Origin of the sequence: Streptomyces coelicoflavus, from assembly GCF_045041415.1 — a bacterium.
Classification (GTDB): domain Bacteria; phylum Actinomycetota; class Actinomycetes; order Streptomycetales; family Streptomycetaceae; genus Streptomyces; species Streptomyces coelicoflavus.
The window spans coordinates 4,133,774-4,150,576 of record NZ_CP108218.1 but is presented as its reverse complement, the minus strand read 5'-3'; the positions used below and the strand labels follow the sequence as shown (position 1 = coordinate 4,150,576).

Below are 16,803 nucleotides of genomic sequence, written 5' to 3'. Positions count from 1 at the left end.
ATCTGTGACTCGTTACTCGTTACTCTGTGCTGCATGTACGGCTACGACCAGACCGCGGGCCAACAGCAGCAGCAGTACGCCCCGCCCCCGCAGCAGCCGATGGGCGGCGGGTACGGGCAGCAGCCGCCGCTGTACCCCGAGCCGTCCCCGCCCTCGCTCGCGGACGCGGTGCGCGCCTTCACCACCGGGCAGATGTCCGCCGAGGACTTCCAGCAGATCTTCGCGACCTCGAAGGTCTACTGCCCGCGCGGTGACAACCCCGGCTTCCTCGCACTGCACAACACCCAGCAGCCGGTGATTCCGATGTTCACCGGCCTGAAGGAGCTGCGCCGGTACGCGGGCAAGGAGTCGAAGTACTTCGTGATCACCGGCGCGGAGGTGATCGACCTGCTGCCGACCGGCTACGGCTTCGTCCTGGACATGGAGGGCGAGCACCGGATGGTCTTCGACGCGAAAGCCGTCGAACAGATGGTCGATTTCGCCATGCGCCGCATGTACGGCTGACCTGCCGTCGCCGCTGCGAGCCCGGAGGGAATGCCCTCCGGGCTCTCTCTGTTTGAGGTGGCAAGAAGTTCAATGCTCAACTAAAGTGGGGCGCACGCCGCCCGAGGAGGTCGACATGCCTGCCGTGACCGTCGAGAACCCGCTGACGCTGCCCCGCGTATCCGCGTCCGCCGACGCCGTCGCACGCCCCGTGCTCACCGTCACGACCGCGCCCAGCGGTTTCGAGGGCGAGGGATTCCCGGTGCGCCGCGCGTTCGCCGGGATCAACTACCGCCACCTCGACCCGTTCATCATGATGGACCAGATGGGTGAGGTGGAGTACGCGCCCGGAGAGCCCAAGGGCACCCCCTGGCACCCGCACCGCGGCTTCGAGACCGTCACCTACATCATCGACGGGATCTTCGACCACCAGGACTCCAACGGCGGTGGCGGCACCATCACCAACGGCGACACCCAGTGGATGACGGCCGGCTCCGGCCTGCTGCACATCGAGGCGCCGCCGGAGCAGCTGGTGATGTCCGGCGGGCTGTTCCACGGCCTCCAGCTGTGGGTGAACCTGCCGGCCAAGGACAAGATGATGGCCCCCCGGTACCAGGACATCCGCAGCGGCAGCGTCCAGCTGCTCACCTCCCCGGACGGCGGCGCGCTGCTGCGCGTCATCGCCGGTGAGCTGGACGGGCACGACGGCCCCGGCATCACGCACACGCCGATCACGATGGTCCACGCGACGCTGGCGCCGGGCGCCGAGGTCACCCTGCCCTGGCGCGAGGACTTCAACGGCCTCGCCTACGTCATGGCCGGGCGCGGCTCGGTCGGCGCCGAGCGGCGTCCGGTCCACCTCGGGCAGACCGCCGTCTTCGGCGCCGGGGGCTCGCTGACCGTCCGCGCGGACGAGAAGCAGGACGCGCACACCCCGGACCTCGAGGTCGTGCTGCTCGGCGGGCGGCCGATCCGGGAGCCGATGGCCCACTACGGCCCGTTCGTGATGAACACCAAGGACGAGCTGATGCAGGCCTTCGAGGACTTCCAGAAGGGCCGCCTGGGCACCGTCCCGGCCGTGCACGGGATGTCGGAGGAGGGCCCCGGCGCCTGACCGCGCGTCACCCGGGCGGGCCGTCCACGCAGGACAGCCCGCCCGGCGCGTGATCGGCTGGGGACGTGCAGCTGCTCCCCGGTCCGGTGCGCCGGTTCGCCGCCTGGTGCGCCGTCATCCTGCTCGCCAGCGGCGTCGTCTACGTCGCTGTCAGGCTCTGCGTCGAGTTCCGCACCGCGGTGACGCCGGCGCTGCTCGCGCTGCTCGGCACCGCCCTGCTCCGGCCGCTGCACCGGCGGCTGGTGAAGGCCCACGTGCAGCGGTCGCTGGCCGCCGGGCTGACCTGCGTGGCCGTGCTGGCGGTGGTCGGCGGGGCCGTGTACATCGTGGTCTCCGCGCTCATCGAGACCGGCGACCAGATCATCGCCTCGCTCCGGCACGCGGCGAAGGGCGTCGCCGACCACTTCGGGGCGGCCGGGACCTCGCTGGACGACGTCGCCTCCAACGCCCGGGAGCTGATGGGCAAGTTCGGCGGTACGGCCGCCTCGGGCGTGGTGAGCGGGATCAGCGTCGTCGGCGAGATGATGGCCATGGCCGTCCTCGCCCTGCTGCTCGTCTTCTTCTTCCTGCGCGACTCCGACCGGGCCGTGGGCACGGTGCGGGCCATCGCCCCGCCCGGCGGCGCCGACATGGTCGAGGCCATGGCCCGGCGGGCGTTCGGTGCCGTCGAGGGCTTCATGCGGGGCACCACCCTGATCGCCCTCATCGACGCGGTCTGCATCACGGTCGGGCTGCTCGTCCTGCGCGTGCCCGGCGCGGTCGGGCTCGGGGCGCTGGTCTTCGTCGGCGCCTACATCCCCTACCTCGGCGCGTTCATCTCCGGTGCCGTCGCCGTGCTGGTGGCGCTGGCCGACCGGGGGTTCGTCGTCGCGCTGTGGGCGCTCGGCGTGGTGCTGGCCGTGCAGGTGCTGGAGGGGCACGTGCTCCAGCCGGTGATCCAGAGCCGAACCGTCCAGATGCACCCGGCCGTCGTGCTCCTCGCGCTCACCGCGGGCGCCTCGGTGGCGGGCATCCTGGGGATGCTCCTCGCCGTGCCCCTGACCGCGGCGGCGTTCGGGATCGTGCACGAGCTCCAGGGGCGTTACGAGGCCGCGGCCGCCCCCGGGCCGGGCGCGGGGCCGCAGCCCTCGTCCGGGGCCGCGGACTCGTAGATCTCGTACCAGATGCTCTTGCCCTCGCCGCGCGGTGCTACGCCCCAGGCGTCCGCGAGCAGCTCGATCAGCATCAGCCCGCGCCCGGAGGACGCCATCTCCCCCGGCCTGCGTTTGTGCGGCAGGTCGTCGCCGTTGTCGGTGACCTCCACCCGGATCCGCCGGTCGCCCGGCTCCCCGACGACCTCGGCGACCAGCAGGGCGTCGGTGTCGGTGTGGACCAGGACGTTCGTCAGCATCTCGGAGAGCAGCAGCACCGCCGCGTCCCGCTGCTCCTCGCCCGGCCAGTCGTGCAGCAGGTCGCGCAGGTGCTGCCGGGCGGTGGCGATCCGCGCCGGCTCGGCCTGGGCGACCGTCAGCATGGTGCGGCGCACCGGCGCCCGGACCGCGGTGCTCTCCCCGCACCCGCAGCCCTCGCCCTGCCGGCACAGCAGCAACAGCGCGATGTCGTCCTCGCGGCGGTCGGACAGCGGGCCGACGGTGTGGTGCGAGGAGGGCCCGTGCACGGCCTGGACCAGCGCGTCGGCCAGCTCCTCCAGGTCGCCCGCGTGTTCCTCCAGGAGCACCCGCAGGCGGTGCCAGCCGCTCTGCAGATCATGGCCGCCGGTCTCGACCAGGCCGTCCGTGCACAGCATCAGGGTGTCCCCGGGCTCCAGGGCGAGGCGCGTCGTCGGATAGTCGGAGTCCGGGTCGATGCCCAGCGGCAGCCCGCCCGCCGTGGCGAGGATCAGCGCCGTGCCGTCCGCCATGCGCACCACCGGGTCCAGATGCCCCGCGCGGGCGCTCTCCACGGTGCCGGTGGCGGGGTCGACCTCGGCGTAGTAGCAGGTCGCGAAGCGCAGGTCGCCGGGGTCGTCCGCGGACGCGGCGAGGCCGTGGAAGAAGTGGGAGGCGCGGGCGAGCACCGCGTCGGGGCGGTGGCCCTCGGAGGCGTAGGCGCGCAGGGCGATGCGCAGCTGGCCCATCAGCCCGGCCGCCCGCACGTCGTGACCCTGGACGTCGCCGATCACCAGCGCGAAACGGCCCCCGGGCAGCGGGATCATGTCGTACCAGTCGCCGCCGACCTGGAGGCCGCCGCCGGTGGGGACGTAGCGGGCGGCGACGTCCATGCCGGGGATCTCCGGGCCGAGCATCGGCAGCATGGAGCGCTGCAACCCCTCGGCCAGCTCCCGCTGGTTCTCGGCGGCGCCCGCCCGGGACAGGGCCTGGGCCAGCATCCGGGCCACCGTGGTCAGCACCGAGCGCTCGTCGGGCGTGAAGGCGACCGGGTAGGTGAAGGCCGCCATCCAGGCGCCCATGGTGCGGCCCGCCACCGTCAGGGGGAGGAAGGCCCAGGAATGGCGGCCGAAGCGCTCGGCGAGGGGCCAGGTGAGGGGGTAGCGGTGCCGGTACTGCCCGGGGGAGGAGAGGTAGACGGCCCGGCCGGTGCGCACCACCTCGGCGGCCGGGTAGTCCGTCTCCAGCGGCATGTCGATGAACGGGTTCATGTCGTTCTGGGGCTGCCCGTGGTGGCCGATGACGGTCAGCCGGTCCCCCGACACCCCGAACACCGCGAGGCCGTCCGGGGAGAACCCCGGCATCGACAGCCCGGCCGCGACCCGCAGCACCTCCTCGGTGGACCGCGCCTCGGCCAGCGCCCGGCCCGCGTCCAGCAGGAAGGCCTCCCGCGAGCGGCGCCACTCGCCGGTGACCGCGCTGCGCCCGGCGGGGGTGCCGGGCCTCGGCTCGGCGACCTCCTGGAGGGTGCCGGTCAGCACGTACGCCTTGCGCGCGGAGTCGAAGGAGGGCTTGGAACGGCTGCGTACGACCCGGACGACATGGCCACGCTCGTCCATGATCCGGATGCGGACCTCGGCGAGGGTCCCCTCGGCGACGGCGAGCTGGACCACCCCGGTGATCTCGTTCCAGTCCACCGGATGCAGCCGGGCCCGTACCTGAGCCTCCGTGAGGGTCGCCGGTTCGGCGGGCAGCCCGAGCAGGCGGGCGGCCTCCCCGTCCACCGTGACCTCGCCCGTGGCGGTGTCCCAGTGCCACAGTCCGGTCGCGAGGGCGGCGAGGACGTCCCCCACCGCGGGCAGGGGCTCACCAGTACGCATTGCCCCACTTTAAGAAGAGGTGATCGGACGCTGCCACCGCTCGCCGCGGCACCGGAACGGCTCCGGGGCGGCCGCGGACGGGCTTCGGGGCGGCCCCGGGGCGGGGCCATGGGGAGTCAATGGGGAGGAAGGCAGGCGCGGCTGCCCGGTACGCTGGGGTTGTTTCACGTGAAACGCGAAACGCCATCCCCGATCCGCGAAGGCTGGATGAACGACGATGCATCGGTACAGGTCCCACACCTGCGGCGAGCTCCGCTCCTCTGACGTCGGCACCGACGTCCGACTGAGTGGCTGGCTGCACAATCGGCGCGACCTGGGCGGCATCCTCTTCATCGATCTGCGCGATCACCACGGCATCACGCAGCTCGTCGCCCGTCCGGGCACCGAGGCCTACGCGGCGCTGGACAAGCTGACCAAGGAATCGACCGTTCGGGTCGACGGCAAGGTCGTCTCCCGCGGCGCCGACAACATCAACCCCGACCTGCCCACCGGCGAGGTCGAGGTCGAGGTGGGCGAGGTCGAGCTGCTCGGCGCCGCCCAGCCGCTGCCCTTCACCATCAACACCGAGGACGGGGTCAACGAGGAGCGGCGCCTGGAGTACCGCTTCCTGGACCTGCGCCGCGAGCGCATGCACCGCAACATCATGCTGCGCACCTCGGTCATCTCCGCCATCCGGCACAAGATGGTGACCCTCGGCTTCAACGAGATGGCGACGCCCATCCTCACCGCCACCTCCCCCGAGGGCGCCCGCGACTTCGTGGTCCCCTCCCGCCTGCACGCGGGCCGCTTCTACGCCCTGCCGCAGGCGCCGCAGCAGTTCAAGCAGCTGCTGATGATCTCGGGCTTCGACCGGTACTTCCAGATCGCGCCCTGCTTCCGCGACGAGGACGCCCGCGCCGACCGTTCGCCGGGCGAGTTCTACCAGCTCGACGTCGAGATGAGCTTCGTCGAGCAGGAGGACGTCTTCCAGCCGATCGAGCGGCTCATGACGGAGCTGTTCACGGAGTTCGGCAACGGCCGCGAGGTGACGTCTCCGTTCCCGCGCATCCCGTTCCGCGAGGCGATGCTGAAGTACGGCTCCGACAAGCCGGACCTGCGCGCCCAGCTGGAGCTGGTCGACATCACCGACGTCTTCGAGGGCTCGGAGTTCAAGGCCTTCGCCGGCAAGCACGTGCGCGCGCTGCCCGTCCCTGACGTCTCGGCGCAGCCCCGCAAGTTCTTCGACCAGCTCGGCGACTACGCCGTCTCGCAGGGCGCCAAGGGCCTGGCCTGGGTCCGCGTCGGCGAGGACGGCAAGCTGTCCGGCCCGATCGCGAAGTTCCTCACCGAGGAGAACGTCGCGGAGCTGACCAAGCGGCTCTCGCTGGCCGTCGGCCACGCGGTGTTCTTCGGCGCGGGTGAGTTCGACGAGGTCTCCAAGATCATGGGCGCGGTCCGCGTCGAGGCCGCCAAGCGCGCCGGCCACTTCGAGGAGAACGTCTTCCGCTTCTGCTGGATCGTCGACTTCCCGATGTACGAGAAGGACGAGGAGACGGGGAGGATCGACTTCTCCCACAACCCGTTCTCGATGCCGCAGGGCGGCATGGACGCCCTGGAGAACCAGGACCCGCTGGACATCCTCGCCTGGCAGTACGACATCGTCTGCAACGGCGTCGAGCTGTCCTCCGGCGCGATCCGGAACCACGAGCCGGAGATCATGCTCAAGGCCTTCGAGATCGCGGGCTACGACGCGGAGACCGTCGAGCGCGAGTTCGCCGGCATGCTGCGCGCCCTCCGCTTCGGCGCCCCGCCCCACGGTGGCATCGCCCCCGGCGTCGACCGCATCGTCATGCTGCTGGCCGACGAGCCCAACATCCGCGAGACCATCGCCTTCCCGCTCAACGGCAACGCCCAGGACCTGATGATGGGCGCCCCGACCGAGCTGGACGAGACCCGGCTGAGGGAACTGCACCTGACGGTGCGCAAGCCACAGCCGAAGTAGTCCGCCGACGGCACGGCACGACACGGCACGACACGGCACGGCGTAGGGCCCGGCACCGGATGATCTCCGGTGCCGGGCCCTCGTTCTTCTCGTGGCCGTTGGCCGACGGCGTCGGACGGGCGCCCTGGTCAGGACTCAAGCGGCAGCGAGGGTTGTTCCGCCGCTGGTCCCAGGTACGTGTACTCCGTCGAACGGGCGATGCCCACCGAGTCCAGGCACTGACGGAAGCGGACCCGGAAGTGGATGTTGTCCCCGAGGCCGGGGCGCATGCGAAGCAGTTCCTCGGGTTTGTCGAAGTGGACGTCATAGGCCGGCGCGTTCCTGGACGTGCCCGTCTTGACCTTGACCCAGCCGCTTTCTCGAAGCTCCGTGATGCGGCCGGAAATGATCATCTCCTGGTCGCGAGGTCGGGACGGTTCGCGAAGCCGTTCCACATAACGCCTGCCACGCCCGGTGAGACGCGCCCTGCGCATGTCCCCGTCGGCGCCGTACCAGGTCACTCCCAGGTCGAGCTCGTACTTGCCCAAGGCCCGGGCCAGGGCGTCCACCGCGTCGAAGAGGCGCGACCACTCCCGGACGTCCTGCTCGGCCTCCAGTGCGGCGAGCAGATGGGTGAGCGTACGCATGCCGGTGCTCGTGGCGGATGTGACGGGAGCTTCCATGGCCGGAGGCTCAGCGGGGAGGGCAGTAGCCACGGGACGGGCATGCACCACGGTGCTTCCGGACGAGATGCCGGTCAGTTCCAGCTGGACCGGAGTGCCCGCAGCGACAGAGATCGCGTTCTCCACCGGGTTCAGAAGAGCGTCACCCCACTGGAAACGCAGAGCGCCCCCCTCGGTGTCCGGGCCGGTCAGACGGAGCCGCAGTTCCTCGTCGAGACGAGCGTCCGGCTCGTACGCACGCACCGCCGCTAGGCGGTTTGCCCGGTGCTCTGCCTCGATCTCCTCGTCGTTCCGTTCCTCGGTGCCCATCTCTTCCAGGAGACGCGCGGCGGTCTCGGCGGCTCCCGGATCGTTCCTGAGCGCTGCCCGCCTGCGCTCGCGCCAGCCGTCGCCGGTGGTCACAGTCGCACCTCCAGGTATCCGCGTGCCGGGGCGGCACTTTCGTGCGACGGAGAAAAGTCCGTCTGTCCGGGCAGGCGACAACGCTGCCACCAGTCGTCCCACACACCTCGTTCCATGAAGTATGTCCGTTCCTCGGCGGTGAAGCGCTCGGGTCGGAAGACATGGACGACGGGCCGGTATCCGATTCTGACCGGTGAGACGCCGAACTTGCGCAGCATGTTGGCCCGGCTCTGGAAAGCGGTGGTCAACCATTTGGAGCCAGGCCTGCCGCGAACGGCGCGCTCGGCTTCCACGTCGATCAGGAGCGTCGCGTCGATGTTGCCCGGATCGGTCTTCGCGCTCACGAAACTGCCACCGAGCCACACCCGGTGGATGAGCGTGCGCCCGTCCAGGGTGTCGGCGTACAAGTCCTCCAACGCGAAGAACGGCTCCAGATAGTTGTTCAGTCCGTCCCACAGCACCTGTCGTGTGTCGGAGCCCTGAAAGTCAGGCGCGCGGACCAGCATGTCCTCCACCTCGCCGACGGAGAGGGAGTAGCGGCCGAGAGGAAGGAATCCATTCGCGGCGAAGGAAGGCAGCACATGAAGTCCTTGTCGGGTACGGATGTGCGCTGGGGTAGCGCGGGATACGGAGAGTTCGACGGCACGGGTCATCCTGCCGCGCAGAGTGGACCGACGTCAGGAGCTCCAGGCACTCGGTCGTCCACTGTTCGGCACTCACGGCACCTGCCCGGCTGAGGAGCCCGGAAGGCGCGGTCACAGCCGTCGCAGGTCTGGAGGGGGTGCCGTCGCTCCAAGGCCGGTGGCGCCGGGGTCCGGAACGGTGGTGGGGGCGGTAGCTGGGCGGTCAGGCGGTGGGCGAGGAGGGCGGCCGGCCGGATCAAAGGCTCGTTGGGCAGGTTTTCCGTCAGGGCATGGCATACGGCGGTGGCGGTGATCTCGCGTTCCAGCCAGGCGGCGACGCCCGGGGCGAGGTGTTCGGCGTCGGTGGCGGAGAGGAGGAGACGGGGGTCGCGGCGGCGCAGACCGGTAAGGACGTCGACGGCTGCCTGGAGGAGGGCGGGGGCGGGACACGACGGCTGCGGCACGGCGGGGAGGCGCTTGCGCGGCGGCGGCTTCTCCTGGGCCGCGCGTCGGGCGGCAGGGCGGGGCGCCGGATCCCGTGCGCTGCTGCTGCCACTGCCGCTGTGTCCGGGCCGGTTGCGCGAGACCGTGCGCGTGACGACCCGGCCGGTGGACGTGCGGGTACACGTGCGCTCCAGGTAGCCGTGCTTCTCGAGTTCGCGCAGCCCGGCGGCGATGCGGGTGGGGCCCTCGGGGAAGCGGGCGGCGAGGGTCTTGATGTCGACAGAGGTGCCCTGGCGCACGGACTGGATGTAGCAGGAGAGCCCGATGGCCAGCAGGGACAACTCCTTGTGCTGGACGAGGTGGTTGCCGACCACCGTGAAGCTCTCGGTATGGCGGACGTTGTCGTGGACGACGCCCGCGAGGGGCTGCTCGTGGGGGTGGTCTTCGTCCGGGGTTCGGGACGTGGCGGGTGTGGGCGCGTTAGGGTGCTGGGCAGCCATCGGGAAGAGTCCTATCCGTCTTCCTTGGTGGTCAGGCCCTCGCTCTGGGAAGCCACTCCCGGCGGGGGCTGACCTATGTCTGGTGGTGGTCGTTCGCCGCCGAGCGTAGGGCACACAACCTGCCCCTAATCTAGCCAAGTTGGCATATTCACCCGCGTGAGTGACTGCGCCCGACGGGAGGGAGGGGAGGGGTTTGGTGGGTGCTTTTCTCTCCAGTGAGTGGTTCATGGGGGGCGCAGGTGCGACCGGGGCCCGCGTCGTCGAGTTCCGGTGACTGTACGGAGGGCACGCATGTCGGTGGACGGTGAGGTTCGGCAGCTCAGGACCGAGGCTGACGAGCCGGGGTGGGAGGTGGACCCGGACGACGAGTGGGGCGTGGCGGTGGTCGCCACCGTCGGACGGCAGTTGAAGCTACGCCGGGAGGCCGTGGGGATGCGGGCCGGCGAGTTCGGTGAGGCCGTGGGGTACGGAGAGGATCTCGTCTACAAGATCGAGGGTGGCAAGCGGATTCCCCGGCCGGAGTATCTCGACAGGGCGGACGAGGTGTTGGGCGCGGGTGGGCTGCTCGCCGCGATGAAGGAGGACGTGGCCAAGGTCCGTTATCCGAAGAGGGTTCGGGACCTGGCGCAGATGGAGGCGCGGGCGGTCGAGATCGGTGTGTACGTGTGCCACAGCATTAGTGGCCTGTTGCAGACACCTGGACATGCCAGAGCAGCTTTCGAGTCACGGCAACCCCCGTACTCGGAAGAGGAAGTCGAGAGGATGGTCGCCGCTCGCATGGCCAGGCAGTCGGTCTTCGACCGGGACCCTGCCCCTGCAATCAGCTTCGTCCTGGAAGAGGCACCGCTCCGACGACCTCTCGGAGGCACAATGGTGTGGCGACAGCAGCTCGAACGTCTGTTGGAGGTGGGGCGGATGCGTAATGTCGCCCTTCAGGTGATGCCGCTGCACCGTGAGACCCACCCCGGACTGGACGGCAAGATCGAATTGCTGAAGTTCGAGGACGGGACGGCCGTGGCACGCTCCGATGGCGCGTTCAATGGGCGGCCGATCCACGACCCAAGGCACCTCCGCATCCTTGAGCTGCGCTATGGCACCATCCGGGCGCAGGCCCTCCCGCTGGGGGAGTCGCTGGCATTCATCGAGCAATTGCTGGGAGAAACATGATCCGCAAGGCCTCCGCCGGAGATGCCTCCGAACTGGCGTGGTTCAAGAGCAGCTACAGCGACGGCAACGAAGGCGACTCCTGCGTCGAGGTGGCCACCACCCCCGGAACGGTGCACGTCCGCGATTCCAAGCACCGCGACGCGAGCCCCCGCCTCGCGTTGGCGGCGGAGGCGTGGGCAGGCTTCGTGGCGTACGCGTCCGGGAGCTGACGACCGGCCGCGGCCCTACCGCGCCACGAACTGGGTCAGGATCGCCTGGACCTCGTAGATGTCGACGCCCTTGGTGAAGGTCTTCTGGATGGGGGCCTGGGAGCCGGAGAGCCAGATCTTCAGTTCGGCGTCGAGGTCGAAGTGGCCGGCCGTCTCGACCGCGAAGTGCGTGATGCTGCGGTACGGGATCGAGTGGTACTCGGTCTTCTTGCCGGTGATGCCCTGCTTGTCGATCAGGATCAGCCGCCGGTCGGTGAACAGGATGGTGTCGCGGATCAGCAGGTAGGCCGCGTGGACCTGCTCGCCGTGGCCCAGCAGGCGCGCGTACTCCTGCTGCGCCTGGGCCGGATCGATGCTGTGCGCGTTGCCGAAGAGTGCCATGGATGTCCCCCCACGTGAGCCGGTTGCTTGTACGATCTTCGCAAACGCGGAGGGCCCGGGAGAAGCTGCTGCCTCTCCCGGGCCCCTGCTGTAGCGAGCGTGTTACGCGGTCGGCTTCTCCTCGAGACGGGGGAAGAGCACCGCGCCCTTGGTGACCGTGGCGCCGGCGGGGAGCCGGCCCCAGTCGGCCGCGTGCTGGACCTGCTGGTCGGCGAGGGCGCCCAGGGAGGGCTCGGCGCCGAGGGAGTCCCAGAGCTTCTGGGAGGTGTCCGGCATGATCGGGTTCAGGAGGACCGCCACGGCGCGGAGCGCTTCCGCGGCCGTGTAGAGGATCGTGGCCAGGCGGGCCTTGCCCTCCGGGGACGCGTCCTTCGCGACCTTCCAGGGCTCCTGCTCGGTGATGTAGCCGTTGACCTGCTTGACGAAGTCGAAGACCGCCAGGATGCCGCCCTGGAAGTCCAGCTCCTCGCCGATCTTCCGGTCGGCCTCGACCACGGCCTTGGTCAGGCCGTCGTGGATGGCCTTCTCCGCGTCGCCGTCGGCCGTCGCGGCCGGCAGCTCGCCGCCGAAGTACTTGTTGACCATCGCCGCCACGCGGGAGGCGAGGTTGCCGTAGTCGTTGGCCAGCTCGCTGGTGTAGCGGGCGGAGAAGTCCTCCCAGGAGAAGCTGCCGTCCTGGCCGAACGCGATCGCGCGCAGGAAGTACCAGCGGTACGCGTCCACGCCGAAGTGCGTGGTCAGGTCCTGCGGCTTGATGCCGGTCAGGTTGGACTTCGACATCTTCTCGCCGCCGACCATCAGCCAGCCGTTCGCGGCGATCTTCCCGGGCAGGGGCAGGCCCTGCGCCATCAGCATGGCCGGCCAGATGATCGCGTGGAAGCGGAGGATGTCCTTGCCGACGAGGTGGACGTCCGCCGGGAACGTCGACTCGAAACGCGCCGGGTCCTCGTTGTAGCCGACCGCCGTGGCGTAGTTCAGGAGGGCGTCGACCCAGACGTAGATGACGTGCTTGTCGTCCCAGGGGACCGGCACGCCCCAGTCGAAGGTCGAGCGGGAGATGGAGAGGTCCTGGAGGCCCTGGCGGACGAAATTCACGACCTCGTTGCGCGCGGACTCCGGCTGGATGAAGCCCGGATTGGCCTCGTAGTGCGCGAGCAGCTTCTCGCTGTACTCGCTCAGCTTGAAGAAGTAGTTCTCCTCGCTGAGGATCTCCACCGGCTTCTTGTGGATCGGGCACAGCTTCTGGCCCGCGTACTCGCCCTCGCCGTCGAGCAGCTCGCCGGGGAGCTTGTACTCCTCGCAGCCCACGCAGTACGGGCCCTCGTAGCCGCCCTTGTAGATCTCGTCCTTGTCGTACAGGTCCTGCACGAACTCCTGGACGCGGTCGGTGTGCCGCTTCTGCGTGGTGCGGATGAAGTCGTCGTTCGCGATGTCGAGGTGCTCCCACAGGGGCTTCCAGGCCTCCGTGACGAGCTTGTCGGCCCAGGCCTGCGGGGTGACCCCGTTCGCCTCGGCCGTACGCATGATCTTCTGACCGTGCTCGTCCGTGCCGGTGAGGTACCACACCTTCTCACCGCGCTGGCGGTGCCAGCGGGTGAGCACGTCGCCTGCGACGGTCGTATAGGCGTGGCCCAGGTGAGGAGCGTCGTTGACGTAGTAAATGGGGGTCGAGACGTAGTACGCCTTCGCCCCCTGCTTCTCTGATCCAGTGGCCGCCATGGGCGAAATCCTACTGGCCTGGTGGAGATCGACTCACACGCGTTTCGGGGGGTGGACGGAGGGGTTCCTCTCCTTCCACCCCCCGAGGGGCCGTGCGTGCGCCTGTGCGGTCCGGCTACGGGCGCCAGGTGGCCAGGACGCCCTCGTACAGCTCCTTGTCGGTGAGCTCCTTCGGGGTCTCGCCGGCCAGAAAGTGGGAGGCGTTGCCCGTCTTGAGCTTGCGGAGGTAGTCGAAGGCCTTGTTCTCCGGGTCGCCGAAGGCGACGAAGGAGAAGTGGACGTTCGGGTGGTTCGCCGCCGCGTCGGTGAGGGACTGGGTGGCGGGGGTCTTGGCGTCGGGGGCGCCGTCGGTCTGGAAGATCACCAGGGCGGGGGTGCCGGGGTCCGCTTCCTCGGTGTGGTGGGCGAGGACTGCCTCGACGGCGGCGTGGTAGCTGGTGCGGCCCATGCGGCCGAGCGCTGCGTGCAGCTCGTCGATCTTGTTCTCGTGGTCGGTGAGGGTCAGCTCGCCGGTGCCGTCCACTTCGGTGGAGAAGAACGTGACGTGGACCGTGGCCTCGGGGTCGAGGTGCGCCGCGAGGGCGAGGGTCTGCTCGGCGAGGGCCTGGGCGGAGCCGTCCTTGTAGTACGGGCGCATGGAGGCGGAGCGGTCGAGGACGAGGTGGACCTTGGCGCGGGTGCCGGTGAGGTCGTGCTTCTTGAGGGCGGTGCCGGCGGCCTTGTAGGCGGTGGTGAGGGCGGGGGCGCGGGAGCGGATGCGCGCGGCGGGGGTTGCGGGTTTCGACGCCTCGGCTTCGCCTTCGGCGTCCGTGTTCCCACGCGGTGCCTCCGGCTGGGGGGCCGCTGTGGACGCCTCGGCTTCGCCTTCGGCGTCCGTGTTCCCACCCGCACCGCCCGTGCTGCCTTCATTGTCGGGTGCGGGTGGCCCCTGTGGGGTGTCCTCGCCGTCGGCGGCTGCGGGTTCCGGCTCGGCCTTCGGCTCCGCCTTCGCTTCGGGTTCCGGTTCCGGTGCGGGCTCGGGCTCAGCCTTGGCTTCCAGCTCCGGTTCCGGTGCGGGCTCGGGCTCAGCCTTGGCTTCCGGCTCCGGCTCCGGTTCCGGCTTCGGGTCGGGGGTCGGCTCCGGCTTGGGGGCTGCCTCTGCTTCCGGCTCGGGAGCCGTTGCTTCCGGCTTGGGGGCCGGTTCCGGTTCCGGGGTCGGCTTGGTCTCCGGCTCTGGAGCCGGGGTTGCCTCGGTGGGCTCCGTCGGCTGCGGGACCGTGATGTTGGTGAAGGCGGCCCGGACGAGGTCGTGTTCGTCGGGGGCGGTTTCCGAGCGGGGCTCGGGGATCTGGGAAGCGGCCTCCGGCTGGTCCGGGGTCTCGGCCGGCTCCGCGGGTGCGGTGGGCTGGGACGGGAGCTTCGGCTCCGGCGCGGTGACCGGCGGTGCCGTCTCCTGCGTCGCACCCTCCGCCGGGGCGGCCTGTTCTTTGCGTGACCGGCCGAACGCGTTCCGCAGGAGAGTGAGAATGCCCATGTGCGCAACCCTTCGAGTGAGTTGGTGCCGTCAATCCCTGGCCAGGACGGACACGTAAGGTTAGCGGTCCCGGCTTGTGATCTTGTGCAGGGTCTGGCATGCGGGCGATGCCGCGTCAAGGGCGGATCGAGACGTCGTGGCAAGACCCCCACGGATTCCGTGGGTTCACTCCCCGTTCACCGCGACGCCCGGTCCCCGCACGTATGTGCGCCTACGGTCGCGCTGACACCAGGGCATACAGGGATTCTCAAGGGGAGAACACAGTGCGCAAGCTCCTGCCGTTGATCGGAACGCCGTCCGGTTCGCACCCCGGCGGCCGGTCCGCGATGACCTGCCGTTTCCGGTGTGGTGACGCCTGCTTCCACGAGGTGCCGAACACCAGCGGCAACGAGTACGTCGGGGACGTCATCGCCGGGGCGCTCAGCCGCCGTTCCATGATGCGGGCCGCCGCCGTCGTGACCGTCGCCGCGGCGGGCGCCGGGGCCGTGGGCGTGGCGGGGGCGCCGTCGGCGCAGGCCGCGCCGGCGGCGGGAGGGAAGGGGCACGGGAAGCCGTCCCGGGACCGCGGTGCGCGCGGGCTGCGGTTCACGCCCGTCGCGCCGAACACCGACGACGCCGTGACCGTTCCGGAGGGGTACCGGCAGGACGTCGTCATCCGTTGGGGTGAACCCATTCTGCGCGGGGCACCGGCCTTCGACCCGGAGAAGCAGAGCGCCAGGGCGCAGGCCGGGCAGTTCGGGTACAACAACGACTTCCTCGCGCTGCTGCCCCTGCGCGGCGAGCACGACCGTCAGCTCCTCGTCGCCAACCACGAGTACACCGACGAGGTGCTCATGTTCCGCGGCTACGACCCCGAGAACCCGACCCGTGAGCAGGTCGAGATCGCCTGGGCCGCGCACGGACTGTCCGTCGTCGCCGTGGAGGAGGAGCGCAGGAGCGGGCGGCTCACGGCGGTGTCGCGGCATCGGCTGAACCGGCGGGTCACCGCCACCAGCGAGTTCCGGCTGACCGGCCCGGCCGCCGGGTCCGACCTGGTGAAGACCTCCGCCGACCGCACCGGTCGCAAGGTGCTCGGCACCCTCAACAACTGCTCCGGCGGCACCACCCCGTGGGGCACCACGCTGCACGGCGAGGAGAACTTCAACCAGTACTTCGCCAACGCCTCCAGCGCCACCGACAAGCGGTACGGCATCGGGACCGGGGCCACCGAGCGGAAGTGGGAGCGGTTCGACAAGCGGTTCGACGTGGCGCGGGAGCCGAACGAGGTGCACCGGTTCGGGTACGTCGTCGAGTTGGACCCGTACGATCCCGAGTCCACGCCGCGCAAGCACACCGCGCTCGGCCGGTTCAAGCACGAGGCCGCGACCGTGCGGCTGACGCACGACGGGCGGCCGGTCGTCTACACCGGCGACGACGAGCGGTTCGACTACTTCTACAAGTTCGTCGGCAGCAAGCGGATGCGGCACGGCAACTCCCGCTGGGCGCGCGAGCACAACCTCTCGCTGCTCGACGAGGGGACGCTGTACGTCGCCAAGCTCGACGGCGACTCCCCCGCCATCGAGATCGACGGGACCGGGACGCTGCCGCGCGACGGCGAGTTCGACGGCGGTGGCGAGTGGATTCCGCTGGTGACCGCCACCGAGGACGGGGCCGTCTCGCACGTCGAGGGGATGAGCGCCGAGGAGGTGTGCGTCTTCACGCGGCTCGCCGGGGACAAGGTCGGCGCGACCAAGATGGACCGGCCCGAGGACATCGAGCCGTCGCCGACGACCGGCAAGGTGTACGTCGCGCTCACCAACAACTCCAACCGGGGCAAGGCCGGTTACGCGGGTCCCGACGAGGCCAACCCGCGCAACTCCAACAAGCACGGCCACGTGCTGGAGCTGACCGAGCGGTGGAACCGGGCCGACGCCACCCGCTTCGGGTGGTCGCTGTTCCTGGTCGCCGGTGACCCGGAGGACCCGGCGACCTACTTCGCGGGCTTCCCCAAGGACCGGGTCAGCCCGATCTCCTGCCCGGACAACGTCGCCTTCGACGACCACGGCAACCTGTGGATCTCCACCGACGGCAACGCGCTCGGCAGCCACGACGGGCTCTTCGGCGTCGCGACCAGGGGTGACCGGCGCGGTGAGCTGAAGCAGTTCCTGACCGTGCCGACCGGCGCCGAGACCTGCGGTCCGCTCGTCCAGGACCGGCGGGTGCTGGTCGCGGTGCAGCACCCGGGCGAGGTCGACGGCGCCTCGGTGGAGCAGCCGGCCAGCTCCTGGCCCGACGGGCCGGGGAAGATCGTGCGCCCGGCCGTCGTGGCGGTGTGGCGCGCCGACGGCCGCGACATCGGCGTCTGAGCCGTCCCGGGTG

14 protein-coding genes are annotated in these 16,803 nt (G+C 70.3%); 7 read left to right on the top strand and 7 right to left on the bottom strand.

Translation table 11 applies throughout. The features are described from left to right. The first annotated feature begins 33 nt into the window (after positions 1-33). From OHA99_RS18300 to OHA99_RS18290, 3 genes are all read left to right on the top strand, one after another. Entirely contained in the window at positions 34-504 is a 471-nt protein-coding gene (locus tag OHA99_RS18300) for an SseB family protein (protein WP_003975142.1), read from the top strand. 115 nt (positions 505-619) lie between these two features. Then, positions 620-1,597 (top strand): pirin family protein, encoded by a 978-nt coding sequence (locus OHA99_RS18295; protein ID WP_153178858.1) that lies wholly within the window; start codon positions 620-622, stop codon positions 1,595-1,597. Between the two features lie 65 nt (positions 1,598-1,662). Then, positions 1,663-2,748, top strand: a complete 1,086-nt coding sequence (locus OHA99_RS18290; protein ID WP_282879514.1) for an AI-2E family transporter — start codon at positions 1,663-1,665, stop codon at positions 2,746-2,748. Here the strand turns inward: OHA99_RS18290 and OHA99_RS18285 are convergent. Then, on the bottom strand, positions 2,679-4,844 hold the full coding sequence (locus OHA99_RS18285; RefSeq protein ID WP_153178856.1) for a SpoIIE family protein phosphatase: 2,166 nt from the start codon (positions 4,842-4,844) through the stop codon (positions 2,679-2,681). The two genes, OHA99_RS18290 and OHA99_RS18285, sit on opposite strands and share 70 nt — an antisense overlap. Positions 4,845-5,061: 217 nt before the next feature. Here OHA99_RS18285 and aspS point away from each other — a divergent pair, with 217 nt between their 5' ends. Then, positions 5,062-6,825, top strand: coding sequence for an aspartate--tRNA ligase (gene aspS / locus OHA99_RS18280; RefSeq protein WP_405696768.1), 1,764 nt, complete (start codon positions 5,062-5,064; stop codon positions 6,823-6,825). Between the two features lie 128 nt (positions 6,826-6,953). Here aspS and OHA99_RS18275 read toward each other — a convergent pair whose 3' ends face one another. The 3 genes from OHA99_RS18275 to OHA99_RS18265 form a co-directional block, all read right to left on the bottom strand. Then, the gene (locus OHA99_RS18275; RefSeq protein WP_366472368.1) at positions 6,954-7,889 is read right to left on the bottom strand and encodes a hypothetical protein; all 936 of its coding nucleotides are present in this window, start codon (positions 7,887-7,889) and stop codon (positions 6,954-6,956) included. Next, positions 7,886-8,470 (bottom strand): DUF6932 family protein, encoded by a 585-nt coding sequence (locus OHA99_RS18270; RefSeq protein WP_153178853.1) that lies wholly within the window; start codon positions 8,468-8,470, stop codon positions 7,886-7,888. Before OHA99_RS18270 ends, OHA99_RS18275 begins: the two co-directional genes overlap by 4 nt. Before the next feature lie 68 nt (positions 8,471-8,538). After that, positions 8,539-9,456: a helix-turn-helix domain-containing protein gene (locus OHA99_RS18265; protein ID WP_125629940.1), complete on the bottom strand. Its 918-nt coding sequence runs from the start codon at positions 9,454-9,456 to the stop codon at positions 8,539-8,541. A 291-nt stretch (positions 9,457-9,747) separates the two neighbouring features. On the opposite strand from OHA99_RS18265, the gene OHA99_RS18260 reads away from it, so the two are divergent. After that, a complete protein-coding gene (locus OHA99_RS18260) occupies positions 9,748-10,623 on the top strand; it encodes a helix-turn-helix transcriptional regulator (protein ID WP_125629938.1) in 876 nt (291 codons plus the stop codon). Next, on the top strand, positions 10,620-10,832 hold the full coding sequence (locus OHA99_RS18255; RefSeq protein ID WP_125629936.1) for a DUF397 domain-containing protein: 213 nt from the start codon (positions 10,620-10,622) through the stop codon (positions 10,830-10,832). The genes OHA99_RS18260 and OHA99_RS18255 overlap by 4 nt, the downstream gene beginning before the upstream one ends. Positions 10,833-10,847: 15 nt before the next feature. Here OHA99_RS18255 and OHA99_RS18250 read toward each other — a convergent pair whose 3' ends face one another. From OHA99_RS18250 to OHA99_RS18240, 3 genes are all read right to left on the bottom strand, one after another. After that, the gene (locus OHA99_RS18250; RefSeq protein ID WP_007451662.1) at positions 10,848-11,213 is read right to left on the bottom strand and encodes a PH domain-containing protein; all 366 of its coding nucleotides are present in this window, start codon (positions 11,211-11,213) and stop codon (positions 10,848-10,850) included. Between the two features lie 102 nt (positions 11,214-11,315). Continuing rightward, a complete protein-coding gene (gene metG, locus OHA99_RS18245) occupies positions 11,316-12,932 on the bottom strand; it encodes a methionine--tRNA ligase (RefSeq protein WP_366472367.1) in 1,617 nt (538 codons plus the stop codon). Positions 12,933-13,047: 115 nt separating this feature from the next. Further along, positions 13,048-14,445, bottom strand: a complete 1,398-nt coding sequence (locus OHA99_RS18240; RefSeq protein ID WP_405696765.1) for a VWA domain-containing protein — start codon at positions 14,443-14,445, stop codon at positions 13,048-13,050. Between the two features lie 263 nt (positions 14,446-14,708). Between OHA99_RS18240 and OHA99_RS18235 the strand changes: the two genes are divergently transcribed. Then, the gene (locus OHA99_RS18235) at positions 14,709-16,790 is read left to right on the top strand and encodes a PhoX family phosphatase (protein ID WP_153178848.1); all 2,082 of its coding nucleotides are present in this window, start codon (positions 14,709-14,711) and stop codon (positions 16,788-16,790) included. The last annotated feature ends 13 nt before the right edge of the window (positions 16,791-16,803 follow it).